General features: G+C 70.6%; 25 protein-coding genes. 10 read left to right on the top strand and 15 right to left on the bottom strand.

Annotation, left to right across the window (positions count from 1 at the left end; translation table 11 throughout):
- Positions 1-23: 23 nt before the first annotated feature.
- From EDF31_RS10605 to EDF31_RS10595, 3 genes are read right to left on the bottom strand one after another with little or no spacing between them, the layout of a single operon-like run.
- Positions 24-521, bottom strand: coding sequence for a cupin domain-containing protein (locus EDF31_RS10605; RefSeq protein ID WP_235035774.1), 498 nt, complete (start codon positions 519-521; stop codon positions 24-26).
- Positions 518-1,939: an amidohydrolase family protein gene (locus EDF31_RS10600; protein ID WP_243649971.1), complete on the bottom strand. Its 1,422-nt coding sequence runs from the start codon at positions 1,937-1,939 to the stop codon at positions 518-520. The genes EDF31_RS10605 and EDF31_RS10600 overlap by 4 nt, the downstream gene beginning before the upstream one ends.
- Positions 1,936-3,624, bottom strand: a complete 1,689-nt coding sequence (locus EDF31_RS10595) for an adenosylhomocysteinase (protein ID WP_165901388.1) — start codon at positions 3,622-3,624, stop codon at positions 1,936-1,938. Before EDF31_RS10595 ends, EDF31_RS10600 begins: the two co-directional genes overlap by 4 nt.
- A 49-nt stretch (positions 3,625-3,673) precedes the next feature.
- On the opposite strand from EDF31_RS10595, the gene EDF31_RS10590 reads away from it, so the two are divergent.
- The 6 genes from EDF31_RS10590 (at position 3,674) to EDF31_RS10565 (ending at position 8,048) form a co-directional block, all read left to right on the top strand.
- A complete protein-coding gene (locus EDF31_RS10590) occupies positions 3,674-3,949 on the top strand; it encodes a glutaredoxin domain-containing protein (protein WP_123340820.1) in 276 nt (91 codons plus the stop codon).
- 389 nt (positions 3,950-4,338) lie between these two features.
- The gene (locus EDF31_RS10585) at positions 4,339-5,178 is read left to right on the top strand and encodes an amidohydrolase family protein (RefSeq protein WP_131846088.1); all 840 of its coding nucleotides are present in this window, start codon (positions 4,339-4,341) and stop codon (positions 5,176-5,178) included.
- Between the two features lie 42 nt (positions 5,179-5,220).
- Positions 5,221-6,090 (top strand): fumarylacetoacetate hydrolase family protein, encoded by an 870-nt coding sequence (locus EDF31_RS10580; protein ID WP_131846087.1) that lies wholly within the window; start codon positions 5,221-5,223, stop codon positions 6,088-6,090.
- Positions 6,090-6,908, top strand: coding sequence for an SDR family oxidoreductase (locus EDF31_RS10575; protein WP_131846086.1), 819 nt, complete (start codon positions 6,090-6,092; stop codon positions 6,906-6,908). The genes EDF31_RS10580 and EDF31_RS10575 overlap by 1 nt, the downstream gene beginning before the upstream one ends.
- An 87-nt stretch (positions 6,909-6,995) precedes the next feature.
- Positions 6,996-7,673, top strand: a complete 678-nt coding sequence (locus EDF31_RS10570; RefSeq protein ID WP_111086323.1) for a FadR/GntR family transcriptional regulator — start codon at positions 6,996-6,998, stop codon at positions 7,671-7,673.
- A 96-nt stretch (positions 7,674-7,769) separates the two neighbouring features.
- Entirely contained in the window at positions 7,770-8,048 is a 279-nt protein-coding gene (locus tag EDF31_RS10565) for a GlsB/YeaQ/YmgE family stress response membrane protein (RefSeq protein ID WP_123312075.1), read from the top strand.
- 94 nt (positions 8,049-8,142) lie between these two features.
- Here EDF31_RS10565 and EDF31_RS10560 read toward each other — a convergent pair whose 3' ends face one another.
- The 9 genes from EDF31_RS10560 to EDF31_RS10520 form a co-directional block, all read right to left on the bottom strand.
- A complete protein-coding gene (locus tag EDF31_RS10560; RefSeq protein ID WP_131846085.1) occupies positions 8,143-9,093 on the bottom strand; it encodes an aldo/keto reductase in 951 nt (316 codons plus the stop codon).
- Positions 9,090-9,410, bottom strand: coding sequence for an L-rhamnose mutarotase (locus EDF31_RS10555; RefSeq protein ID WP_123293339.1), 321 nt, complete (start codon positions 9,408-9,410; stop codon positions 9,090-9,092). The genes EDF31_RS10560 and EDF31_RS10555 overlap by 4 nt, the downstream gene beginning before the upstream one ends.
- Positions 9,410-10,735: an alpha-L-fucosidase gene (locus EDF31_RS10550; protein WP_111086327.1), complete on the bottom strand. Its 1,326-nt coding sequence runs from the start codon at positions 10,733-10,735 to the stop codon at positions 9,410-9,412. Before EDF31_RS10550 ends, EDF31_RS10555 begins: the two co-directional genes overlap by 1 nt.
- 34 nt (positions 10,736-10,769) lie before the next feature.
- On the bottom strand, positions 10,770-11,687 hold the full coding sequence (locus tag EDF31_RS10545) for a carbohydrate ABC transporter permease (protein ID WP_131846084.1): 918 nt from the start codon (positions 11,685-11,687) through the stop codon (positions 10,770-10,772).
- A complete protein-coding gene (locus EDF31_RS10540) occupies positions 11,680-12,657 on the bottom strand; it encodes a sugar ABC transporter permease (protein ID WP_131846083.1) in 978 nt (325 codons plus the stop codon). The genes EDF31_RS10545 and EDF31_RS10540 overlap by 8 nt, the downstream gene beginning before the upstream one ends.
- Positions 12,658-12,764: 107 nt before the next feature.
- On the bottom strand, positions 12,765-14,003 hold the full coding sequence (locus tag EDF31_RS10535; protein WP_243649969.1) for a sugar ABC transporter substrate-binding protein: 1,239 nt from the start codon (positions 14,001-14,003) through the stop codon (positions 12,765-12,767).
- 95 nt (positions 14,004-14,098) lie between these two features.
- Complete coding sequence (locus EDF31_RS10530; protein ID WP_123293334.1) at positions 14,099-15,436, bottom strand: enolase C-terminal domain-like protein; 1,338 nt, start codon at positions 15,434-15,436, stop codon at positions 14,099-14,101.
- Between the two features lie 304 nt (positions 15,437-15,740).
- Positions 15,741-16,325 (bottom strand): TetR family transcriptional regulator, encoded by a 585-nt coding sequence (locus EDF31_RS10525; protein ID WP_123293333.1) that lies wholly within the window; start codon positions 16,323-16,325, stop codon positions 15,741-15,743.
- Positions 16,326-16,386: 61 nt separating this feature from the next.
- Positions 16,387-18,441 (bottom strand): MDR family MFS transporter, encoded by a 2,055-nt coding sequence (locus EDF31_RS10520; RefSeq protein ID WP_131846081.1) that lies wholly within the window; start codon positions 18,439-18,441, stop codon positions 16,387-16,389.
- 188 nt (positions 18,442-18,629) lie between these two features.
- On the opposite strand from EDF31_RS10520, the gene EDF31_RS10515 reads away from it, so the two are divergent.
- Both EDF31_RS10515 and EDF31_RS10510 read left to right on the top strand, forming a co-directional pair.
- Positions 18,630-19,589, top strand: a complete 960-nt coding sequence (locus EDF31_RS10515) for a phosphotransferase (RefSeq protein WP_131846080.1) — start codon at positions 18,630-18,632, stop codon at positions 19,587-19,589.
- Positions 19,590-19,660: 71 nt separating this feature from the next.
- Complete coding sequence (locus EDF31_RS10510; RefSeq protein ID WP_123293330.1) at positions 19,661-20,050, top strand: hypothetical protein; 390 nt, start codon at positions 19,661-19,663, stop codon at positions 20,048-20,050.
- 34 nt (positions 20,051-20,084) lie between these two features.
- Here EDF31_RS10510 and EDF31_RS10505 read toward each other — a convergent pair whose 3' ends face one another.
- The 3 genes from EDF31_RS10505 to EDF31_RS19960 all read right to left on the bottom strand — a co-directional run bounded on the left by EDF31_RS10505 (position 20,085) and on the right by EDF31_RS19960 (position 22,721).
- Positions 20,085-21,542: an SPFH domain-containing protein gene (locus tag EDF31_RS10505; protein ID WP_123293329.1), complete on the bottom strand. Its 1,458-nt coding sequence runs from the start codon at positions 21,540-21,542 to the stop codon at positions 20,085-20,087.
- A gap of 143 nt (positions 21,543-21,685) precedes the next feature.
- Complete coding sequence (nadE, locus tag EDF31_RS10500; RefSeq protein ID WP_123293421.1) at positions 21,686-22,513, bottom strand: ammonia-dependent NAD(+) synthetase; 828 nt, start codon at positions 22,511-22,513, stop codon at positions 21,686-21,688.
- Between the two features lie 40 nt (positions 22,514-22,553).
- Positions 22,554-22,721: a hypothetical protein gene (locus EDF31_RS19960; RefSeq protein WP_165901387.1), complete on the bottom strand. Its 168-nt coding sequence runs from the start codon at positions 22,719-22,721 to the stop codon at positions 22,554-22,556.
- Positions 22,722-22,903: 182 nt separating this feature from the next.
- Between EDF31_RS19960 and EDF31_RS10495 the strand changes: the two genes are divergently transcribed.
- On the top strand, positions 22,904-23,341 hold the full coding sequence (locus tag EDF31_RS10495; protein ID WP_123340836.1) for a MarR family transcriptional regulator: 438 nt from the start codon (positions 22,904-22,906) through the stop codon (positions 23,339-23,341).
- Positions 23,342-23,509: 168 nt separating this feature from the next.
- Entirely contained in the window at positions 23,510-24,949 is a 1,440-nt protein-coding gene (locus tag EDF31_RS10490; protein WP_131846079.1) for an MATE family efflux transporter, read from the top strand.
- The last annotated feature ends 133 nt before the right edge of the window (positions 24,950-25,082 follow it).

Here is a 25,082-nt window from a genome sequence, read left to right as displayed (position 1 = left end):
GCCGCGGTCACGGAAGTGGTACGTCAGTCGGCCATCGTGAAGTCCTCGAACGAGAAGCCCGGCGACACCAGGCAGCTCAGCAGCACCTCGCCGTCGTTCGGGATCGTCCGCTGCCACACGCCGCCGCGCACGAACGCCTGTGCGTCGTTCACCCGGTCGCGACCGGCGTCGGGCCCGAGGGTGATCCGCGCGCCGGGCTCGGGAGCATCGCCGGAGCCGCCGAGTTCGAGCTCCACGGTGTCCGGACCGTGCCACATCCAGATCTCGTCGCTCGTCACCCGGTGCCAGGCCGAGGCCTCGCCCGGGGGCAGCAGGAAGTGGATCAGGGTCGCGGCGGGGCGGTCCCCCGCGGGCGTCGTCACCGTGGCCGGCGAGGTCCAGGTGCGGACGTACCAACCGCCCTCGGGGTGCGGCTCCATGCCGAGGGCGATGGCACGCTTCGGCACGTCGAGCCACTCGATCAGTTCGCCGTCGACGGTGCGACGGGCGGCCATGCCGGGGCGGGGTGCGGTCTCGGTCATGATTCCTCCACAGGGATGACAGGGCGAGCGGGGCGGTCGGGCGCCGACGTGGGCACGCCGGTCAGCGCGCCGTCGACGGCGCGGACGACCCCACGGATGACGGTGGCGGACGCACGCCCGGCACCGTCCTCGACGAGCTCGGCGAGTGCGTCGGGCACGGTCCGGGCGTCGACGTCGAAGACGGCCAGGTCGGCGCGGGCACCCACGGCGAGGTGGCCGATGCGGTCCGGGCCGACGGCGAGTCCCATGGCGTGCGCACCACCGAGCGTCGCCGCAGACAGGAGCCGCTCGTGCAGGTCCCGGTGCCCGTAGCCCTGGGCACGGGCGATCCGGTGCAACGCCGTGACGTCGGCCATCAGGTCGAGGGACGGTGACGACGACAGCGAGTCGGTGCCGATGGCGATCGGGCTGCCTTCGCGCAGGTAGTCGGCGACGGGAGGCGGGTCGAGGCCGATGACGGCGTTCGACCGCGGGCACAGTGCGACTGCGGTGCCGCGAGCGCGCAGGAGCGCCCGGTCGGCAGCGGTCATGTACACGCCGTGCGCGATGTGGCAGTCCGGGCCGAGCACCCCGAGCCGGTCGACGAACGCGGTGGCGCTCGCCCCGAACCCGAGTGCCCGGAGCGCCCGGAACGAGGGCACGTTCGCCAGGTGCCAGTCGTTGCCGTGGCCGACGCCGTCGACGCCGTCGAGTCCGGGGACCGGTCCGAGGGCGATGCGCTCACCTTCGAAGGCGGCCTCGCCGAGGTGCAGGTGCAGGCGGAGCCCACGCTGCCGGACGATGTCGGGGAGTTCGAGGAGGGGCGCGACCTCGAGCGAGTACGGCGCATGCGGCGACAGACCGGCGCCGGGGTTCGTCGGGATCCGGGCGAGTTCGTCGAGCACCTGGTCGCGGCCGTGCGACTGCCAGGCGTCGTTCTCCCAGTCCATGACCTCCCAGTAGGCGATGCCGCCGAGCCCGGCATCCTCGAGCGCGGTGGAGGCCTCGATGTCGGTGACGATGTCCGCGATGCTCGTCACGCCCGCGCGGATCGAGGCGGCGGCGCCAGCGGCTGCTTCGGCCCGCCAGTCGTGCGGTTCGGCGTAGTCCTGGTTGAACGCGGACGCCCAGTCCTCGAAACCGTCGTACTGGCCTCGGCCGACACTGGCCATGCCGGTGTACTGCAGGTGCGAGTGCGCGTTGACGAGGCCCGGCAGGAGGGCTCCGCGCCACTGCCGTTCGGTGAACGTCGCACCCGAGCCGGCGAGCTGGTCGACGACCCAGGACCGGTCGCCGACGTGCAGGATGCGGCCGTCCTGCACGGCGACCGCGCCGTCGGCGATCGGGGGCGCGGTCATCGGCACGACGACGCGCGCCGAGTGCACGACGACGGAGTGGTCGGCACGCGGGTGCGAGTCGCTCGGGTGCGCGGCGCTCATGCGGGGTCTCCGAAACGACGCGTCCGGACGTCCGGCTCGCGGTCCGCGAGGTGTTCAGGGGGAAGGCCGGGAGGCCCGACATGCGTTCCGAACGCGGCGAGCGCCGTGCGGGCGGTCGCGTCGTCGACCGCGGGATCGATGGGCACGACGGCTCGCTCCAGTTCGTCGCCGCGCTCCAGCAGCATGCGGACGGCCCCGAGCTGCGCTGCGAAGGACAGGTCCATGATCTCGATCGGGTTGCCCTCGGCCGCGGTGATGTTGATGCACCCGCCACCGTCGAGCACGATGGGTCCGCCCTCGGCGTCGGGGAACACGAGGCGCTCGGCCTTCGGACCCACTGGCCGCAGTTCGGCTCCGGCGGCGCGGGCGTCGTCGAGCGCGACCTCGTGGTCGACCCCACCCGCGACGGCGACGACGGCACCGTCCGCGCACGAGCGCAGCACGCGCAGGTCGATGGTGTCGGCGATCCCGGTGGCGCTCACAACGAGGTCGGCGTCCTGCACCGCCTCGGCGAGCGGCGCGACGGCGTGGCCGGCGAACAGCGCCTGCAGGGCGCGCACCGGGTCGGTCTCGGCGACCGTGACCCGGAACCCGAGGGCGGTGAGCACCAACGCGACCCCCTCGCCGACGTGCCCGAACCCGGCGACGACCGCCGCGCCTCCCGAGATCGCTCGGTGTGTACCGGACGGGAGCCCGTCGACCAGGTCGAGCATCGCGAACACCGTCGACTGCCCGGTGCCGTACCGGTTGTCGAAGAACGTCTTGGTGCGGGCGTCGTTGACGGCGACCACGGGGATGCCGAGCTCGCCCCGCGACGCCATCACGCGCAGGGGTCGGAGGCCGCTCGTGGTCTCCTCGGCCGCGCCGAGCATCGTCGGCAGCAGGTCCGGACGCTCCTGGTGGGCGAGCCGGATGACGTGGGAACCGTCGTCGAGCAGGATGTGTGGCCGGGTGTCGAGCATCGCGAGGGCGAGCGCCTTCTGCTCCGGCAGCGAGGCCGTGCTGCTGGCGTGCACCGTGAGACCCGCTTCCCGGAGCGACGCGGCCACGGCGTCGTCGGTCTCGTCGGCGTGCGCGTAGACGACGACCTCGGCACCGGCGTCGCGGAGGAGCAGGCTCAGCACCGCCGTCTTCGGCTCGAGGAACATCGCGACGCCGATGCGGGTGCCACGCAGGAGTCCGCCGTCGCGGAGTTCGGCGGCGACCGCGCGCGAGACGGGCATCGAGCGCCGTGCCCAGCGCAGCCGGGCGTCGGCGGCCGGGTCGTCCTCGGGGTCGCGGCCGGTGGAGACCAGGAAGACGTCGTCGGAGAGCATCGGGACGCCGAGCACGCCGGGGCGTGCTGTGACGACGGGACCGAAGGCGTCCTCGTCGACCGCGGGCAGGTGCCGGCCGGCGTCGATCACGATGAGCGTGGCACCGCGGGGGCGGTCCGCCTCGCGCTCGATGACGGGGGTTGAGTCCTCGGGGGAACCGAGGCACCAGAGCTGGTCGATCGGCTCGTGTTCCGCGGCCGGGCGAGCGCCGAGGCCGGTCAGCAGCCCGTGCAGCGCCGCGGCGTCGCGGGGGTCGCCACCGACGATGCGGAACCGACGGGCCGCGACGAGCAGGTTCGTGACCGCGGCGAAGCGTCGGACGGCCGCCGACGCCCAGGATCGCGTCTCGGGGTCGGGTCCTGGCGGCATGCCCCAATCGTAGGGAATGCGCGGGGGTCCGCCGACGTACTCTCTGGGCATGAGCGATGCATCCACGACCGAAGTGTTCGACAAGGTGACGATGTTCGGTGCGGACTGGTGCCGCGACTGCCGCCGGTCCAAGGCGCTGCTCGACACCCTCGGTGTCGACTACGAGTACGTCGACGTCGAGCAGGACCTGTCGGCGGCCGACCGCGCCGAGGCGATCAGCGGCCGGAAGAACATCCCCGTCGTGGTGCTGCCGAACGGCAAGCACTTCGTCGAGCCGTCCGACGCCGAGCTGCGCGCCGAGCTCGAGGCCTCCGGCGCCGTCTGAGCCGCGGGCGGCTCGGCCGAGATCTGTCGCTTCCGCGAAAGCGACAGATCTCGGCCGAACATCGGCGGCAGACTGTCGCGCTGGCGGCACCGACCGCGCGACGGGACGAGATCTGTCGCATTCGCGGGATGCTCTGGGATCAACCCGGCCAGGAGGCGCGGTGCGCGCCCGACCCGCACCGTGCCTCCCGGCCGTGGTCGTGTCCAGAGCCCACCGGTCGCCGTCGGGCGCGGGTGACGCTTTCGCGAAAGCGACAGTGTGCCGCCGAACATCGGCGGCACACTGTCGCTCTGGCGGACCGGACCGGCAGGTGCGGCGACTTCTGTCGCTTTCGCACCAAGCACATCGAGCACCGGGCGGACATCGGATGAATCGGGCATCATGAGGGCGTGATCATCGACGCTCACCACCACCTCTGGGACCCCGCCGAGCGGCCGTACCCCTGGATGGACGACTCCGTCGCCCCGATCCGCCGCCGGTTCGACGTGGACGACCTCCGCGCAGCGACGCAGGACACCGGCGTGACGCGGACCATCGTCGTGCAGGCCGTGCACGATCCCGACGAGACGGCCTGGCTCCTCGAGCAGCCCCGACCGGTCGCGGGCGTCGTCGGCTGGGTGGACCTGACCGCGCCGGACGTGGCGGACCGGATCGCCGCCGTCCGTGCGCTCCCCGGCGGTGATCGCCTTGTCGGCATCCGGCACCTGGCACAGGACGAGCCGGACCCCGGCTGGCTCGGCCGCCCCGACGTCGCCCGCGGGGTGCGAGCCCTCGCCGGTGCCGGCCTGGTGTTCGACTTGCTCGTCCGCGCCCGAGAGCACTCGGCCGCACTGGCCCTGGTCGACGCCGTCCCCGACGCATCGTTCGTGCTGGACCACGCCGGCAAACCATCGATCGACACGGGTGACCCGGCCTGGCGCGGACGGATGGCCGACTTCGCCGCACGCCCGAACGTCACGTGCAAGGTCTCCGGCCTGCTCACCGAGGCCGGACCGGACTGGCGCGACCGCCCGGTCGACCGGCACGTCCGCGAGGTCGTGGAGCAGTTCGGTCCCGAGCGGTCGCTGTTCGGCTCGGACTGGCCGGTGTCGACCCTGGCGACCGAGTACGCCGAGGTCGTGCAGCGGACGACGGACGCACTCGCCGACCTGTCCACGACCGAGCACGACGCCGTCTTCGGCGGAACCGCGGAGCGCATCTACCTTGTCCCGAGGACCACGCAGACATAGGATGTTTCTGGCTGCACTGCCGCAGCCGGAGAGCGAGGAACGATGCAGTTCGCACGACTCGGCCCGGCGGGGAGCGAGATCCCCGTGGCCATCGACACCGACGGCGAGGTCTTCGACCTCCGCTCGATCACCAGTGACATCAGCGGGTCCTTCCTGGCCTCGGACCCGGTCGGCCGCGTCGACCACGCCCGCAGCGCCGGCGACCTGACGATCATCGGGCGAGACCGGGCCGACGGCATGCGGCGCGGGGCACCGATCGCCCGCCCCGGCAAGGTCGTCTGCATCGGCCTGAACTACCGCGACCACGCCGCCGAGACCGGCGCCGACATCCCCACCGAACCGATCGTGTTCATGAAGGACCCGATGACGGTGATCGGCCCCGACGACGAGGTCCTGATCCCCAGGAACAGCACGAAGACCGACTGGGAGATCGAGCTCGCGATCGTCATCGGCCGCACGGCTCGGTACTGCGAGACCGATGCGGACGCCGAGGCCTCCATCGCCGGCTACGCCATCGCGAACGACGTGTCCGAGCGCGAGTTCCAGCTCGAACGCGGCGGGCAGTGGGACAAGGGGAAGTCCTGCGAGACCTTCAACCCGCTCGGACCGTGGCTGGTGACGCCCGGGTCGCTCGCCGCCGCCGGCCTCGACCCCGCGGCACTCGCGCTCCAGCTGACCGTCAACGGCGAGGTCCGGCAGGACGGCACCACCGCCGACATGATCTTCCGTCCTGTGGAGATCGTCCGGTACCTGTCGCAGTTCATGGTGCTGTACCCCGGCGACGTCATCAGCACGGGGACCCCGGCGGGCGTCGCGCTGGCCGGACACGCGCCCTACCTGCAGCCCGGCGACGTCGTCGAGCTCACCGTCGACGGGCTCGGCTCGCAGCGCCAGACGGTCGGAGCAGCCTGATGGCGGACGCAACCGGCAGCGCCGGCAACACCGGCAACACCGGCAGCACCGGCAGTGCTCGAAGCGCTGCCAGCCACGACGGCGTCCGGGCCATCGTCACCGGGGGCGCGTCCGGCATCGGCGCAGCGATCGCCACTGCCCTGCGGGATCGCGGTGCCACGGTCGCCGTGCTCGACCTCCAGCCGTCGACCGCAGAGGGGTTCCTCTCGGTCACGTGCGACGTCAGCGACGACGCCTCGGTCCGCGCCGCCGTCGCCACCGCCACCGCCGTCGAGCATCTCGGCGGCCTCGACGTCCTGGTCAACAACGCCGGCATCGGCGCCCAGGGCACGGTCGAGGACAACGACGACGACGAGTGGCGCCGCGTGTACGAGGTCAACGTCCTCGGGGCCGTGCGACTGTCGCGGGCTGCGCTCCCCCACCTGCGGGCCTCTGGCAACGCGAGCATCGTGAACACCTGCTCGATCGCCGCCACCGCAGGGCTGCCCCAGCGGGCGCTCTACTCGGCGACCAAGGGTGCGATCGCCGCCCTGACCCGCGCGATGGCCGCCGACCACATCCGCGAGGGCATCCGCGTCAACGCCGTCAACCCCGGCACCGCCGACACCCCCTGGGTCGCGCGGCTGCTGTCCACCGCGGGCGACCCGGCCGCCGAACGCGCAGCGCTCGAGGCCCGGCAGCCGCACGGCCGACTCGTGCAGGCGGAGGAGGTCGCCGAGGCGGTCGCCTACCTGACGAGCCCGCTCGCCCGGTCCACGACGGGCGTCGACCTGGCCGTCGACGGCGGGATGCAGGCCCTCCGGCTGCGGCCCGCCTGATGGTCCGGCCGTGACGACCGGGAGGCCCGGCTATCGTCGACCTGTCGGCTCGCGTCCGCGAGCTGGCCGGGATCAGGAGGTGGTGACGTGGCGTCGCTGACCGACGATGCGATCGCACGCATCCAGCAGATGATCGTGAGCGGTGAGCTCCAACCCGGGCAGCGCCTCCCGCCCGAGAAAGAACTGAGCGAGTCGCTCGGCCTGTCCCGGAACAGCCTGCGCGAAGCGGTGAAGGCCCTCGAACTCATCCGCGTGCTCGACGTCCGACGCGGCGACGGCACCTACGTGACGTCGCTGGAACCCGGCGTGCTGCTCGAGGCGGTGTCGTTCGTCGTCGACATGCACCACGACCGGTCCCTCGTCGACCTGCTCGAGGTCCGCCGCATCCTCGAGCCCGCGTCCGCCGTCCTGGCGACCGCGCGGGCCTCGGAGCAGCAGATCGACGAGCTCGCCACGCTGATGCAGTCCGTCGGCGAGGACACCGGTGTCGAGGACCTCGTCGCCCACGACCTGCTGTTCCACTCGACCATCGCGGGCATCGGCGGCAACCAGTACCTGTCCGGACTGCTCGACGCACTGTCGAGCAAGACCGTGCGGGTGCGGGTCTGGCGAGGGCTGACGCAGAACGGCTCGGTGCAGCGCACCCTCGACGAGCACGCCGCCATCGTGGACGCCATCCGACGCCGGGATCCGCAGCTCGTGCAGGCGCTCGTGGTGTCGCACGTCGAGGGCGTCGAGCGCTGGTTGCGGCGCTCCCTCGACTGAAACCGAGAACGCGTGCAGCCGGGTGGGTGTTGTGTCGGTCGTCGGCCCTGACTCCGGCAACCATGCCGCGGCAACCGCACCCACGAGGAGGAAACCGTGCTCGGTCTCATCATCAGCTTGATCATCGTCGGACTCATCGCCGGCGCCATCGCCCGGCTCGTCGTCCCCGGCAAGCAGAACATCTCGATCCCCATGACCATCCTGCTGGGCATCATCGGCTCGTTCGTGGGCGGGTTCCTCGGGTTCCTGATCTTCCAGCACGACCCGATGGACGGCTTCTTCCAGCCGGCCGGCATCATCGGTTCGATCATCGGCGCCATCATCGTGCTGATCATCTACATCCGCTTCTCGGGTCGCAGCGCCAAGACCCGCTAGGCACCAGCACCCCCGCCGGAACCAGGTTCCGGACACAGCACCGCGGAAACGCCTGGTGCGGTGTCCGGAACCTGGTGTCGTTTCGGCAGGGACGTCAGTCGTGCAGCAGGCCCGCCGCGCGGAGGTCGTCCCACAGGGCCTCCGGCACCACGGCCGCCACCCGCTCGACGTTGGAGCGCACCTGCGCGGCGGACTGCACGCCGAGGGCGATCGCGGCCACCGCAGCCGCACGGCGCGGGAACGCCAGCGCCGCCTCGGGCAGCGTGACCCCGTGCCGCTCGCAGACGTCGGCGATCGCGTTCGCCCGCGCGACGAGTGCCGCCGGTGCCGTGGCGTAGTCGTACGTCGCCGTGGCGTCCGGCCGGTCTCGCCCGAGCAGTCCCGAGTTGTAGACCCCGACCGCGACGACCGCGACGCCGAGCGAGGCGCACCGGGCGACGAGCTCCGCCGCGGGTTGTTCCAGGAGCGTGTACCGGCCCGCGAGCATGACCACGTCGCACAGCCCGGTGGACACCGCGGCGTCGAGGGCCTCGACCGAGTTCGACCCGACGCCGACGGCGCGGACCACCCCCTCGTCCCGCAGCTCGGCGAGCGTCGGCAGCGCCTGCGTCAGGCCGTCCTCGAGCGAGTAGACGTCGGGGTCGTGCAGGTACGCGACGTCGACGTGGTCGAGTCCGAGCCGCCCGAGCGACTCGTCCAACGACCGCCGAACACCCGACGGTGAGGGGTCCCACTGCCGCACGGTGTCGTTCGGCACCGCGAACCCGCCGGAGGCCAGGTCGTCCCCGTCGCCACGCCCGGGGACGAGCAGCCGCCCGACCTTCGTCGACACCAGGAACGAGTCGCGCGGACGGTCGGCGAGCGCCGCCCCGAGCCGCCGCTCCGACAGCCCGAGGCCGTAGTGCGGCGCGGTGTCGAACCCGCGCACGCCGGCGTCCCAGGCGGCGTCGACCGTGGCACGGGCGTCGTCGTCGGACACCGGGCGCAGCAGGTTCCCGATGCCGGCGCCGCCGAACCAGAACGGACCGCGGTCGAGGTCGGTCATCCCTGTCCTTCCAGGGTCCAGACGAGCGGGATCCCGTCGTCGTTCCCCGAGTAGTCGTCGTCGGCTTCGAGCAGCGGGTTGATGGTCTCCTGCCACTCGGCGTTGACCGGGTCGTCCGCCAGTGAGCGTCGCATCGCCCGGTAGTCGGACACCTCGATGAGGTGGACCAGGTCCTGGCCGTCGCGCCAGATGCTCCAGTTCGACACCCCGGCTGCCCGGAGTCGGTCGACGAGCGCGGGCGGGACGGCGGCGTGCACGCGCTCGTACTCCGCCTCCGTCCCGCTGCGCAGCCGGGTCCTCGACAGGATGCGCTGCATCAGTCGCGCAGGAACAGTTCGACCACCGGCACGGCGACGTCGGGTCGCACGATCGGCAGCGTGAGCGTCAGCGTCCCCGCCGGCTGCCCGCCGAGCCCGGTGTTCTGCGCACGGGTCCCCGGCGGGATCTCGCGGAAGTGCAGCTCCGACGCGTCGTTGAGCAGCTGGGCGTAGGCGACTCGGCCGGCCAGGTCGGGCAGGTGCACGTGCTCGAACGGCCATGCGAACAGGTGCAGGTACAGGCGGTTGCCGTTCTGCGTGTACACGGTGTTCCGCGGCGCGACGAACGACGACGGCCCGGCGCCGTAGACGGACCGGGCGTGCTGGTGCATCCACGTCCCGATGCCGTCGAGGGTCTGGCGCGAGACCCCGTCGAACTCGCCACGGCCGGTGGGCCCGATGTTGAGCAGCATGTTCCCGTTGTTCGAGACGCCGTCGACGAGCATGCGGACGAGCAGGTCGACGGGCTTGAGGTTCACGTTGTCGCGGTCGTAGCCCCACGACCCGTTGAGCGTCTGGCAGGCCTCCCACGGCACCTGGGCGCCGTCGACCTCCATCGGCTTGTCCGGCTGGTACTGCTCCGGGGTCACGATGTCGCCCGGCAGGTCGAGCCGGTCGTTGACGATGATGCCGGGCTGGAGCCGTCTGGTCAGTTCGAGCAGCTCCGAGGATCCCCAGTCGTCGCGACCCTTGCCGCCCCAGATGTCCTCGTGGTCGTTGTCCCGGTACGAGAAGTCGTAGAACAGGTAGTCGACCTGCCCGTAGTCGGTGAGCAGCTCCTCGACCTGCCCGTGCAGGTACTCCCGGTAGCGCGACATGTCGCGGCCCTGGTTGAACGCCTCGATCTCCTCGGGCGAGTCGTCGCGCCTCGGGTGCACGCCGTCGACGGTGAAGTCCGGGTGGTGCCAGTCGATGAGCGAGTGGTAGAAGCCGACCCGCAGTCCCTCGGCCCGGACGGCGTCGACGAACTCGCGCACGATGTCGCGGCCGAACGGGGTGTTGGTGGACTTGTAGTCGGTGAGCTTGCTGTCCCAGAGGCAGAAGCCCTCGTGGTGCTTCGTGGTGAGCACGACGTACTTCATGCCGGCTTCGCGAGCACGGCGGGCCCAGTCGGCGGCGTCGAACAGGTCGGGGTCGAAGTGGTCGAAGTACTTCTGGTAGTCGGCGTCGGTGATCCGTTCGCGGTTCTTCACCCACTCGTGCCGTGCCGGCAGGGCGTACAGCCCCCAGTGGATGAACATGCCGAACCGGTCGTGGGTGAACCAGGCGGGCAGGCCGCTCGCGTCGGTCGCGGTCTGCGGCTCTGCAGGTGCGGTGATGGTCATGAGGCCAGTGTTCCTTTCAGAGGGGGGAGGGGTGTCACCGGCCGCCGAGGCCGCTGGTGACGATGCCCTTGACGAGGTGCTTCTGCAGCAGGATGAGCAGGATCACGGTGGGCAGCATCGAGATCACCGACGCCGCCATCACGAGGTTCCACTCGGAGCCCTGCTGGCCGAAGAACTGCTGCAGGCCGAGTGGGATGGTGCCCCGGGCCTCGACGTCGTTGACGATGACGAGGGGCCAGAGGAACGAGTTCCAGTACGAGATGAACGAGAACACCGCGAGGACGGCCATGGTCGGTCGGGCGAGCGGCATCATCACCGAGAAGAAGGTCCGGATCGCGCCAGCCCCGTCGACCCGGGCGGCGTCGTCGAGTTCCTGCGGAACGGTCAGGAAGAACTGCCGGACCAGGAACGCGCCGAGGGCCGTGAACGCCCACGGGATGATGAGTGCCTGGAACGTGTCGACCCAGCCGAAGCCCTGCATCATCACGTACATCGGGATGACGAGGACGTCCTGCGGGATCATCAGCGTGACGAGGAACAGCAGGAACACCGTGTTCCGGCCGCGCCAGCGCAACCGTGAGAACGCGTACCCGGAGAGCACGGCCACGGCGACGTTGATGGCTGTCCCGACCGCCGCGACGAACACGCCGTTGAGGATGAAGCGGGCGAACGGCAGGTAGGTGAACGCCTGCACGTAGTTGTCCCACTCGAGCGAGCGACCCCAGAGCGTCGGCGGGGTGGTGAACACCTGGTCGGCGGGCTTGAGGCTCGTCGCGACCATGTAGATGAGCGGCGAGACGAACAGGAGTGTCACGAGGCAGAGCAGGGCGTACCCGATCGCGTGCCGGACCCGCCCCGGTCGTGGCGCGGACTTCGTCCTGGCGACGGCACGGGGGTTGACCGTCCGGTTCGACGTGGTGGCACCGACGTGCCCGCGGACCGCTTCACTCATAGTGCACCCACCGCTTCTGCCCGAGGAACTGGACGGCCGTGATCCCGAGGATGATGACGAACAGCACCCAGGCGCCGGCCGAGGCCAGACCGAGCTGCTGGTTCTGGAAGCCGGTGTTGTAGATGTACTGCACGAGGGTCTCCGTCGCGGTGCCCGGCCCGCCCTTGGTGAGGACGAACGGCTGCACGAACACCTGGAACGAGGTGATCAGCGTCATCATCGTCGCGAAGAACACGGACGGCGAGATGAGCGGGAACTTGATGGCCCAGAAGGTCTGCCAGGCGTTCGCGCCGTCGAGCTGCGAGGCCTCGATCTGGTTCTCCGGCACGGCGTCGAGCGCCGCCGAGAAGATCAGCATGTTGTAGCCGAAGCCCTGCCAGACGCTCATCGCGACGATGGCGAGCATCGCCCAGTGCTCGTCGGCGAGGAAGTTCGGCGCGTGCACGCCCACGGTGGACTGCAGTGACGCGTCGATCGCTCCCCCGGGCTGGTACAGCATCCGCCACACCACGACGTTCGCGACGATCGGTGTGATGGTCGGGATGAAGAACAGGACGCGGAAGACGTGCCGGCCGGCGATCCGCGGCGTCAGCCAGGCGGCGAGCCCGAGCGACACGACCAGGTTGAGGGGCACGTAGAGCACCACGAACAGCGCCGTGTTGAGGGCGACGGTGCGGAAGACCGGATCGGCGAAGAGCCGGGTGTAGTTCTCGATGCCAGCCCAACTGCGCTCGCCGAGCATGGGCCAGTTCATGAAGCTGACGACGAGTGAGGCGACGATCGGGAACGCCGTGAACACGACGAGTCCGATCGAGTGCGGTGCAGCGAACGCGGCGCCCCACCAGGAGCGGCGCCCGAGCGCGCTCGTGTCCTCGCCGTCCTTCCGCCGTGGGGTGGCGGCTCCGACCGCGATCGCGGTCGCGACCGCGGGGACGGCCGCTTCGGCCGGTGGGTCCTGGATGGTGGTCATGCGACGACCTCCTCGTCGTTCGCGCGGTCCTGAACAGGGGATGGATCGGACGGGAGGCCCGTGGCGGGGCCGCAACGGGCCTCCAGTCCGCTCATTGGTTCAGCTGGTCACTGCGTTCCGAGCTGGCCGGCGATGGAGGACATCGTCTCCTTGCCGGAGGTCTGCCCGTTCACCGCCTGCAGGGCGTACTGCGTGAACAGCTGGGAGAGCTGGTCGCTCTGCTTGTTCCCGAGGAGCGGCGAGGACTTGGCGAGTCCCGCCTTGAGCGCGGCCTCGGCGCCGTCGATGCCGGCGCTCGAGTACCACGCCGACTGGGCAGCAGTGCGGCCGGGGAAGGCTCGTCCCGCTTCGGCGAGCGACGTCAGGACCTTCTCGCTGGTCATCGTCTGGACGGCCTTGAACGCCTGCTCCGGGTACTTGCACTGCTTCGAGACACCGAAGCCGGAGCCGGCGGCGAAGGTCGACGGACCGGACGTCCCCGCGGGGAGTGTCGTGACCCCGAGGTCGAACTTCACCTTGGCCTTCTGGCTGATGAGCGACCACGGACCGTCGGTGTACATGGCGACCTTGCCGGCGGCGAAGTCGTTGCCGGGTGTCGAGGCGTCTGACGACGCCTGCGTCGCGTAGCCCTTCTTCACCAGTGTCGAGAGCCAGTCGAGGCCGTCCGCGAACTTCGCGTTCGACGCGTCGAGCTCGCCGTCGGACGTGATCACCCGGCCACCGTTGTAGCCGTAGACCATCGACTCGAGGTTGAGGTCGCCCACCGTCGAACCGAACATGGTGACGCCCTTCGCCTTGAGCGCGGCGCCCGCCGCCTCGAAGTCGTCGACGGTCCATCCCGGCTTCGGCTCGGCCACGCCCGCCTTCGTGAAGACGTCCTTGTTGTAGAACATCATGATGGGCCCGGTGTCGTAGGGCAGGCCGTAGAGCTTCCCGTCGACCTTCATGCCGTCGAGCGCGGTGCTGTCGAACGCGGACAGGTCGGTGCCGTCCTGCTTCGCGAGGTCGTCGAGCGGCAGCAGCGACGACGTGTAGTTCGCGGTGCGGAGCGACTGCATGCTCACGACGCACTGCGCGCCGCCGGCACTCAACTGCGTGCTGAGCTTCGTGAAGTAGTTCTCGAACGGCGCGCCCTGGATCGTCAGGGTGATGTCGTCCTCGCTCTTCACGGTGTCGGCGACCTTCTGCCAGGCGGCCTTGTCCTCCTTCCCGGCGATCCACATGGACCAGGTCAGGGCGTCCTTCGACTGGCTTCCACCGGCACTGCTGCCGGAGGAACAGCCGGTGAGCACGAGGGCCGCGGCAGCTGCTGCCGCGAGCCCGGTGATGATGCGTCGTCGTTGCATCGGAGTCTCCACTTCGTCGTGGTGATGGGGTGTGTGGGGTGGATTGCTGGCTTGCCGGCTTGCTGGCTGGCTTGCTGGCTTGCTGGCTTGCTGGATCAGGCGACGCGGACCGCGTCGGGGACCGTCTCGGTGTCGACGACGGCCCAGGCCGGGCCGTCCGGGAACGCGTAGGCGTCGAGGGAGTCGGCGAGCATCTCGGTGCCGGCTCCCGGAGCGGTCGGCGGCCAGTAGCGGCCGTCGTGGACGTCCACCGGGGTCACGAAGTGCTCGTGCAGGTGGTCGACGAACTCGATGCAGCGGGTGTCGAGGTCGCCCGTCAGCGCGACGGCGTCGAACATCGACAGGTGCTGCACCGCCTCGCACAGGCCGACCCCGCCGGCGTGCGGGCACACCCGGACGCCGTGCTTCGCGGCGAGCAGCAGGATCGCGAGGTTCTCGTTCACCCCCGCGACCCGGGTGGCATCGATCTGCAGCACGCTCATCGACCCGGCCTGGATGAGCTGCTTCGCGATCACCCGGTTGGCCATGTGCTCGCCGGTCGCGACCGGGATCGGGGCGATGCGCCGGGCGATCTCGGCGTGCCCGAGGACGTCGTCGGGGCTCGTGGGTTCCTCGACCCAGGCGAGGTCGAACGGGCTCAGCCGTTCGATCCAGGTGACGGCCTCGTCGACGTCCCACCGCTGGTTGGCGTCGACCGCGATGCGGATGTCGGGGCCGACCGTGGCGCGGGCGATGCCCATCCGGCGGACGTCCTCGTCGAGGTCGCCGCCGACCTTGAGCTTTATCTGCTCGAAGCCCTCGTCGACGGCCTCGCGGCAGAGCCGGGCGAGCTTCTCGTCGTCGTAGCCGAGCCAGCCCGGGGTCGTCGTGTACGCCTGGTAGCCCTGCGCTTCGAGCCGGGCCCGACGGGTCGCGCGGTGCGGTTCGGCGGCCCGGAACAGCTCGAGCGCCTCGTCGGGGGTGATCGCGTCGGTGAGGTACCGGAAGTCCACCAGGTCGACGAGCTCCTCGGGACTCAGGTCCGCCAGCAGCGCCCACAGCGGCTGTCCCGCGCGCTTCGCCCGGAGGTCCCAGAGCGCGTTCACCACGGCGCCGATCGCCATGTGCATGACGCCCTTCTCCGGGCCGAGCCAGCGCAGCTGCGAGTCGTGGACCATCGCGCGCCAGGTGCCGCCCATGTCGGCGAGGACCGCTTCGGCGTCGGCACCGACCACGTGCCCGCGCAGGGCGGCGATCGCGGCTTCCTGCACCTCGTTGCCGCGGCCGATCGTGAACACGAAGCCCGTGCCGACGTGACCGTCCAGGGCGTCGGTCGTGATCTCGACGTACGCGGCGGAGTAGTCGGGCGCGGGGTTCATGGCGTCGGATCCGTCGTGCTCCCGAGAGGTCGGGAAGCGGATGTCGCGCACGTGCAGACCGGTGATGCGGCTCATTCGTGTCTCCTGCCGTCCGGTCTCCGTCGACCGAACGAGGCAATCAAAACATCGGATGTCTCGCGCGTCAAGAGAACTCTTCGTCACGTTCTGGTCTCGAACGGGGCCGAGTCGTCGGATGGCTGCGCGGCTTGCGCTTGCGTGGCCGATCCGCCAAAGCGACAGATCCCCGCCAACTGTTCGCGGAGATCTGTCGCTTTCGCGGCACTGTCGACAGTGGAGCGCGCGCATCTGTCGCTTTCGCGGAACCGTCGACAGCGGAGCGCGCGCATCTGTCGCTTCAGCGGGGGCGACCGGTCGCGCCTCAGGCGGAGGCGAGCCGGCCCATCTCGGCCACCACACCGCGGAGGCGGTCCGCCAGTTCGTCGCGCGAGCCGTCGGCGAAGCGGTGTGCCGACTCGATGAGCGCCGCCATGACGAGCGTCACCGCGGTCCGTGCGGAGTCCACGTCGGTGCGCTCGGCGGCGACCGTGAACACCGCGAGCCGGGCACGCGCCATCCACTGCAGCATCGCGGGCACCATCTCCGGCCGCGCCTGCACGAGTTCCTTCATGCGACGGCGGTCCGCCGGCAGTGTCACCGTCCGGGCGACGAGGTCGCAGAGGTCCGACACGAGCGGGCCCTCCGCAGTCAGGAACGCCTGTCGTGCCGCCTCGGGCACCGAGCTCTCGGGGAGCCCGAGTGCCGCGTCGCCCTTCGACGGGAAGTAGTTGAAGAAGGTGCGGGGCGAGACGCCGGCGTCGGCGCAGATCTCCTCGACCGTGACGCCGGCCAGGCCCCGGTCGGAGACCAGCGCCAGTGCGGCCTGGTGGATCGCGTGCCGGGTCTGCTGCTTCTTGCGTTCGCGCAGGCCACTGTCGCCTGCCGGGTGCGATTCGATCGTGCTCACTGCTGCTCCTGGTGCGGGTCGGGGCCTCCCGTCTGGTGACGGGAGGCCCCGGTGGCCGGTCCTACGCGCGGTCCCGCTGCACGGGGATCGATCCGGTGACGGGTGCCGTGGGCGACCCCATCGTGTCGGCCGCCTTGACGGCCTGCACCTCGAGGTCGTCGGCGGTGCCGGCCTGGTCGGCCTGCTCCTGCAGGGCCGAGCTCTTGCGGAGCGGCGGCGCCTTGAAGAACCAGCTGAGGATGAACGCCAGCAGGATCACGGCGAAGCCGACCCAGTAGACGGTCACGGCCGACGCGTTGAAGCCGGTCATGAACGGCTTGGTCAGCGCCGGGGTCGCACCGTTGAGGTAGGACGTGTCGCTCGTCTCGCTGCTCGAGCTGCTGCCGTCGCCGGCTCCCTTGTCGATCTGCTTCGACAGTCCGGGGGCGAGCTCACCGACCCAGTACGAGCGCTGCGAGGCGTCGGACCAGTCGACGACGAGCTTGCCGTCCTGCACGCTGGCGTGCGCCTTGTCGGCTGCGGCGGTCAGGGCCTGCTGCTGCACGGCCTCCGGGGCGCCGGTCGTCGCAGCGGTGACCTGCGCGGTGGCCTGGTCGAGGCCGGACTGCACCTGCGACTTCACCGGGGTGACGATCGGGTTCCAGATCTGCTCCATGACGCCCGCGTTCGCCTTCGCCGTGGCGACGGTCGGGTTCAGGGCGGCGTCGAGTGCACCGGACAGGTTCTTCTGGTCCGCGGTGGCGTGCAGGATGTTCGCCGGCATGATCGAGAACAGGATGCTGAGCAGCACCGCCGTACCGAGCGTTCCACCGATCTGGCGGAAGAACGTGGCGGACGACGTCGCCACACCCATGTCCCGCGGCTGCACGGAGTTCTGCGAGGCGAGGGTGATGCTCTGCATGAGCTGCCCGAGGCCGAGGCCGATCAGGAACATGCCGATCATCAGGAACCAGAGCGGCTTGTCGATCGACATGAACGTCAGGACGACGTAGCCGACCGAGACCAGGGCCGTGCCGATCACCGGGAAGATCCGGTAGCGACCGGTGCGGGCGACGATCTGCCCCGAGGCGATCGAGGCGATCATCAGACCACCGATCATCGGCAGGGTCGCGAAGCCGGACTCCGTCGGGGTCAGCCCCGTGACGATCTGCAGGTACAGCGGGATGGTCAGCATGGCGCCGAACATCGCGAAGCCGACCAGGAACCCGAGGATCGTGGCCATCGAGAAGGTGCCCGAGCGGAAGAGCTTGAGCGGGATGATCGCGTCGTCCTTCATCAGGGTCTCGATCACCAGGAAGGCGACGAGCCCGAGCGCACCGATCACGTAGCAGGCGATGGCGCCGGCCGAACCCCAACCCCAGGTGCGGCCCTGTTCGGCCACGAGCAGGAGCGGGACGAGCGTCGCGATCACCGAGGTGGCACCCCACCAGTCGATGCGCGGCTTCGCCTTGGCGTCACCGAACTTCGGCAGGTGCAGGAAGGCGATGACCATCAGGAGCGCCGCGACGCCGATCGGCACGTTGATCAGGAAGACCCAGCGCCAGCCGGTGACACCGAGGATCGTGCTCGCACCGGCGAACAGGCCACCGATGAGCGGGCCGATCACGGACGAGATGCCGAAGACAGCGAGGAAGTAGCCCTGGTACTTGGCGCGCTCACGCGGGGCGAGGATGTCACCCATGATCGCGAGCGGCAGCGACATCAGCGCACCGGCCCCGATGCCCTGGAAGGCGCGGAACGCGGCGAGCATGATCATCGAGGTCGACATCGTCGAGAGCAGCGAGCCGAGGATGAAGACGGCGATGCCGAAGATGTAGAGCGGGCGGCGACCGAAGACGTCGGAGAGTTTGCCGTAGATCGGCGTCGTGATGGTCGACGCGATCAGGTACGCGGTCGTGACCCACGCCTGCTGGTCGAGACCGTGCAGGTCGTCGCCGATGGTGCGGATCGCGGTGCCGACGATCGTCTGGTCGAGCGACGACAGGAACATGCCGGCCATGAGGCCGTAGATGACGAGCAGGATCTGACGGTGCGACATGATCGGCTTGCCCGGCGTACTGGCCGGGGAGTCGTGTCGTCCGCGCGACACCTCGACGGGTGCGGTGGCAGTAGACATGGGGGTCCTTCAGGGGTGCGTGGTGGTCGTCGTGCGGGCAAGGGACGCCGGAGCGTGTGTGGCGGGCCGTCGAACGGCGGGTCAACCTTGCAGACGCTGCAACTTTACATCATCAGCACGTTTGCTACCAACGCAAACTTGCCGTCCGTGCATGTTCGTGAACGGCTTCTCAGGTAGCGTCATCGGCCATGGGGCGAACTGCGTGGACGGACGTGCCGACGATCCTGCGCGGACGGGTGGAGCAGACCCTCGGCGGAGCGGTGACGACCACCGAGTCCCAGACCGCCGGGTGGTCGCCGGGGAGTGCCGGCCGTGTGGTCACGGCGACGGGGCGACGGGCGTTCGTCAAGACGGTCTCGCGATCGCGGAACGCCGATGCCTTCGCCCTGCACCGCCGGGAAGCCCGCGTGGTGGCGCAGCTGCCGTCGACGGTGCAGGCGCCACCCCTGCTGGACGCCTTCGACGCCGCCGTGGACGGCGACGAGTGGGTCGTCCTGGTCCTCGACGACATCGAGGGCGAGCACCCCGGGGCAGCACTCGACGGCAGCGACACCGCGGCGGTGCTCGATGCGCTGGACACCCTGCCGCCGGCGACCGGCGACCTCGGCACGCTCCCCCGGATCGCCGAAGACCTGCGCCACGAGTTCGGCGCCTGGGACCGGATGCTCGGCGACCCGACCCTGGCCGACCGGGTGGCCGAGGTCGTGCCGGCACACGTCCTCACCGCCGGACCCGCGATCGCCCGAGCCGCCGACCGGGCAGCGGCACTCGTCGACGGCGACCACCTCGTGCACGCCGACTGCCGTGCCGACAACCTGCTCGTCGACGGTTCCGGGGTCGTCTGGGTCGTGGACTGGCCGTGGGCGAGCATCGGCGCGCACTGGCTCGACCCGCTGACCTACCTGATCGACACACTCGTCCGCGGCGAGGACAGCGACGTCGAGCACCACCTCGCCACCCACCCGGTGTTCGCCGGCCTGCCCGCCGCGACGGTCGACGCCGCCCTCGCTGGTCTCGCCGGACTGTTCTTCGAGCACGCGCTGCCGCCGGCACCGCCGAACATGCCGACCATCCGTGACTTCCAACGGCGCGAGGGTCTGGCCGCGGCGGAGTGGTTGCTCCGCCGGTGGGACACGACACCGCACTGACGACGGGCGACAGGCGTCGGGTACCCCGTCTGTCCAGCAAGCGCGGCACCGCGGAGCGTACGGTCCCCCGCATGACTGATGAGCACCGCACTCCGCGTCCCGAAGACGACGCAGCGCGCCTCGGTCTCGTCGTCGTCGGAGAGGCAGCAGCGCTGCACTCCGGTGACGAGGCGGCACTGGACGCGAGCGAGCAGAACATCCGCGACACCATCGACGAGATGATCGACGAGCCCCTGACCCCACGCCAGGAGCAGGTGATCGAACGTCTGGCATCCGCCGGCGGGACCCTCACCGCCGGACTCAGCGGTGCGCTCGCGGCGCAGACCGGACGGAGCGTCGACGACATCCTCGAGGGCGCGGCCCGCAGCGTCGTGTGGCAGCAGCGGCTCGCCGACCAGCGCGAGGACGCCGGCGGCCAGCAGCGCGAGCGCCGCGACGAGAACGGGCGCGACGAGGACTGATCCTCGCCACGCCCGCCCCGGGGACCGCTGAGGACTACTCGGTCGGCTCCACGACACCGGTGGACTGCTCGCGGACGACGGCCCGTGCGGCGGCCTGCCCTGTCGTCGAGCTCTTGACGATGTCGCTCAGGGTGAACCCGGCGGTCGTCCCGAGCAGGGCGTCGACCTCGCTGAACTGGCTCACGATGCTCTTCGACAGGGCGCCGGCACCGTCGGAGGACACCACGGTCAGCTTGTCGATGTTGCCCATCGGCGCCGCGAGCTCGCGGGCGATGCTCGGCAGGGTCTCGATGGCCTTGACGCGCAGGACGGCCTCGGAGTGCTGTGCGAGTGCGTCGGCCTGGGCCTTCGTGGCGTCCGCCTCGGCCTGACCCTTGGCGCGGATCGCGTCGGCCGCTGCCTCACCTTCGGCACGGGAGGCGTCGGCGGCGAGCTTGCGCGCCTCGGACTCGGCCTTCGCCTCGGCGGCGATCGCTTCGGCGGAGATCCGACGGGCCTCGGCCTGGGCGCGGGCCGTCTCGACCTGGGCCCCGGCGGCCGCTTCGGCCTCGACGCGGGTCTTGCGCGCCTGCGCCTCGGCGACGGCGGAGACCTCGGACTCGAGCTCGGCACGGCGCAGCTCGGCACGCTTCTGCGCGGTGATCTGCTCCTGCTCGACGACGCCCTGCGCCGCACGGGCCTGGGCGAGCGGACCGGCGGCTGCGGCCTCGGCCGATGCCCGGTCGGCGTCGAGCTGCAGTGCGGCACGTCGGATCGCCAGGGTGTTCTCGGCTTCGGCGATGGCCTGGTCGGCGGTGGCACGGGCTTCTCGCGCTTCGCGGTCGGCCTGCGCCTCGGCGTTCTCCGCCTCGAGCCGGACGCGGGCGCGCTCGGCACGACCGAGGTCGCTGATGTACTCGTTGCGGTCCGAGATGCCCTTGATCTCGAAGGAGTCGACGTCGAGCCCCTGACTGTGCAGGGCCTCCTTCGCCACGTCGAGCACCGCGACGGTGAGCTGGTCGCGGTTGCGGATGATCGTGGACACGTCGGTCGCACCGATCGACGCACGGAGCGATCCCGACAGGACCTCGCGCGCGAAGTCGTCGATCTTCTTCTCCTGCCCGAGGAACCGCTGCGCGGCCGCCCGGATCGACGCGTCGGTCTCGCCGACCTTGACCAGCGCGACCGCTTCGACGTCGATCGTCACGCCGCGGGAGTCCTGCGCGTTGACGTTGATGTCGATCGCCCGGGAACTGAGCGAGAGCTTCGCGACCTTCTCGAAGAACGGTCGGACGAGGACGCCGGCGCCGAGCACGACCTTGATACCGGACTCGACGGTCTCGGTGCCGTCGTCGTTCTTGACCTTGCGCGAGCGCTTGCCGGTGATGATGAGCGCTTCGTCGGCGCCGGCGTTGCGGTACACGACCTTCGCGTAGATCAGCGCGATCACGGCGAGGACGATGATCCCCACGATGATCAGCGGGATGGCTCCGAGCGCGAACAGGACTTCCATGACTCCCCCTCCGGACCAGGCGCCAGCCTGGATTCCGCATCTGTTGTTCCGTCGGCTCCCATCCTAGGAGACCGCGCGGACGGACAGGAGGCGCAGTGCAGGATCACCTGCAGCGCGCCTCCTGTCGATGGTCGCGTCAGCGCCTACGCGCCCGCACGCCACCAGTCGTCGAACGGCGTCGCCGGCACCTGGCGCTTGTGCTCGGTCGCGCGGTACCGCGACTCGATCGCTTCGGCGACCTCGAGCGGCACGTCGTGCCCCTGCAGGTAGGCGTCGATCTCGGCGTAGGACAACCCGAGGTTCGCTTCGTCGGTCTGGCCGGGCGTCTCGTCGAGCAGGTCCGCGGTGGGGGCCTTCTCGTACAGGCGGGCGGGCGCTCCGAGGTGCTCGAGCAGCTGCCGCCCCTGGCTCTTCGACAGGCCGGTGAGCGGCGTCAGGTCGACGCCGCCGTCGCCGTACTTCGTGAAGAAGCCGGTGACCGCCTCGGCCGCGTGGTCGGTCCCGACGACGAGCAGCCCGCGCTGGCCGGCGACGGCGTACTGGGCGACCATGCGCATCCGGGCCTTGACGTTGCCCTTCACGAAGTCGCTCAGCTCGACGCCCGAGGCAGCGGTGTCGAGCATGACGCCGTCGACGCCGTGCTCGATGTTGACGGTGATGCCCGGGTCGGCTGCGATGAACTGCAGGGCGAGCTGGGCGTCGTCCTCGTCGGCCTGCACGCGGTACGGCATGCGGACGGTCGTGAACTCGGCGGGGTGGCCCTCGGCACGGAGGGACTCGACCGCGAGCTGGGTCAGACGCCCGGCGAGCGTGGAGTCCTGGCCACCGCTGATCGCGAGCAGGAACCCCTTCGCGCCGGTCGTGAGCAGGTAGTCACGGAGGAACCCGACACGGCGGGCGATCTCCTGCTCCGGCTCGATGGTCGGCTGGACGTTGAGGTCCGCGGCGATGGCGGCTTGGAGTTCACGCACCACCCCAGTATCCCGCTGCACCCGCCGGTGTGCACAGCGTTCAGCGGACGGGTTCTGCGTCCACCGGCCGGATCGTGTTGTCGTGGTCGACGCCGATCGCGCAGGTGCAGACGACGCCGAGCGTCTCGGCGCTCTGCGTCAGCCGGAACCGCTCGACGTGCGGCGGGCCGACTCGACGGTCGAGCGGGTGGGTGTCGTGATCGTGCACGGTGGTGTCCTGATCCTCGAGTGACTCCCGGCTAGGGCGCCGGGACCGACCGCGGGTGGTGAGCCCGCTCGATTGCAATCTACTCGTCCGACCGAATGGCCCAGCACACCCGTCCGGGGGCCATTCGCGACCGGAGCCCGCGTTCGTTGACAGTTAGATATCAAACAGTTAGAGTTCTGATCATGCAGGCACCGGATCTCACCACCCCGCTCGAACTCATGCGGTGGATCGGATGGGCACAGCGCAAGGCGGCCGACGAGTGGGTCCGTGATCGGGACCTCACCCGCGAGCAGAGCTTCGTGCTCGGGTACCTGCAGCAGAACCCCGGAGCGATCCAACGCGACATCGCCGAGATCACCCGGACCAGCGCGGCCAGCGTCTCGAGCCTCCTGCAGGGCCTCGAGCGGCGCGGCCTCGTCGAACGACGTCCCGACGCCACGAACGGTCGGACGAAGACGGTGCACGCCACCCCGGCGGGCATCGACCTCATCGCCGGCTTCACAGACGCGATGGTCGCCCTCGACGACACCCTGCTCGCACCACTCGACACGGACGAACGCGCCACCCTGCGGCACCTGCTGCAGAAGGTGACCGCAGAGCTCGCACCGCCGACGCGGTAGCGCCGCGGACGCGGTAGCACCGCGGACCCGGTGACGCCACCGACGCGGTAGCGCCGCCCCGGCACCGACGTCACCGGCGCGCTCGACGCGCCACGGGCCTCCCGGCCCCCACCCCCGCACGCGACGGCATCCCGTCGCGCCCTCAGTCCTGCCCACGAGGAGGCAGTCATGACCACCACCACCCCCGAGAACACCGCCGCGGCCACCAACCGCTGGTACCTCTCCGCCGCCCCGATCGCCCGGGCCCTCGTGCACCTGTGTGTGCCGATGGCCGCTGCGATGGTCGTCAGCGCCCTGTACAACGTCATCAACGCCGGCTTCATCGGCTCGCAGCACGACACGTCGCTGCTCGCCGCGATCACCTTCGGCACCCCGCTGCTCGGCATCGTCATGGCCGTCGGCGGCGTGTTCGGCGTCGGCGGCAGCGCCCTGATGTCCCGCCTGCTCGGCGCCTCGGAGCACGACCCCGCCAAGGCGCAGGACATCAAGCACGTCGCCTCGTTCGCGCTGTGGGGAGCCGTCGTCACCGGTGCGGTCCTGGCCGTCGTCGGGCTCGTGTTGCTCCGCCCCCTGGTCGCCGTGCTCGGCGCCGACGCAGCAGCCGTCCCCGCCACGAGCGAGTACGTCGCCGTGATGCTCGCGTTCGTCCCGGTGCTCGCCTCGTCGTTCGCCCTCGAGCAGATCGTCCGCTCCGAGGGTGCCGCACGCCAGGCGATGATCGGCCTGGTCCTGTCGACCATCGGGAACCTGGTGTTCGACGTGCTCTTCATCCTCGTGCTGCACTGGGGCGTCGGCGGTGCAGCGCTGGCCGTCGGACTCGCGAACGTCGTGTCGATCGCATACTGGGTGACCTGGCTGCAGCGGAACAGCGAGAACGTCAGCTTCGCGCCGAAGTGGTTCACGCTCCGTGCCGACATCCTGAAGCCCGTCTTCGGCATCGGCGTCGGCGAACTGCTGCAGTCCGCCTTCCTGATCGTCACGACGCTCGTGCTCAACAACCTCGCCGCCGCCTACGGCGACGACCCGCTCGCCGCCATGGGCGTCGCGGTCCGCATCGCGCAGGTGCCGGAGTTCCTGGTGATGGGCGTCACGATCGGCGTACTGCCCCTGCTCGCCTACGCGTTCGGCAAGGGCGACGCCGCACGTCTCCGGGCCGCCCTGCGCGGAGCCGCCTTCACGGTCGGCGCGATCGTCCTCGTGTTCTCCGGCGCGGTCTTCACCTTCCGCGAGCAGGTGTTCACGATCTTCTCCGGCGACCACTCGGTCCTCGCGATCGGCCTGACGATCCTGACCGCGCAGCTCGTCGCCGCCATCGTGAACGGGTTCACGGGGTTGCTCACCTCGCTGTTCCAGGCGACCGGCATGGTGCTGCCCGCGATGGTGCTGTCGCTGGCGCAGGGCGTGCTGTTCATCCCGATCGTCATCGCCGGCAACCTGTGGTTCGGACTCGCCGGGATCATCTGGGCGCTGACCGTCACCGAGGTCATCGTGTTCGCCGCCGCGGTGGTGCTGTGGCTGGCGTCGCGCGGGAAGATCGCGCGCGGCCTGGCCGCCGGCAGCGAGGAGCGGGCGGACGCCGCGCTCGAGGAGGCGCCCGCCGCCGCGTAGCGCGGTGCGCGGCGCGCGCCGCGCTCGCATGGTGAGCAGAAGAGGTCGGGTCCCGTTCCAGGATCCGACCGCTTCTGCTCACGAAGCGGGGGTGAACGCGGCCGGCGTCGGACGGGAGGCCCGTGGCGGCCGG

The sequence above is a fragment of the Curtobacterium sp. PhB142 genome (genome assembly GCF_004341255.1).
In the GTDB taxonomy this organism is placed as follows: domain Bacteria; phylum Actinomycetota; class Actinomycetes; order Actinomycetales; family Microbacteriaceae; genus Curtobacterium.
Note: the sequence above shows the minus strand (reverse complement) of the source record. Positions and strands in the feature narration are given on the sequence as shown.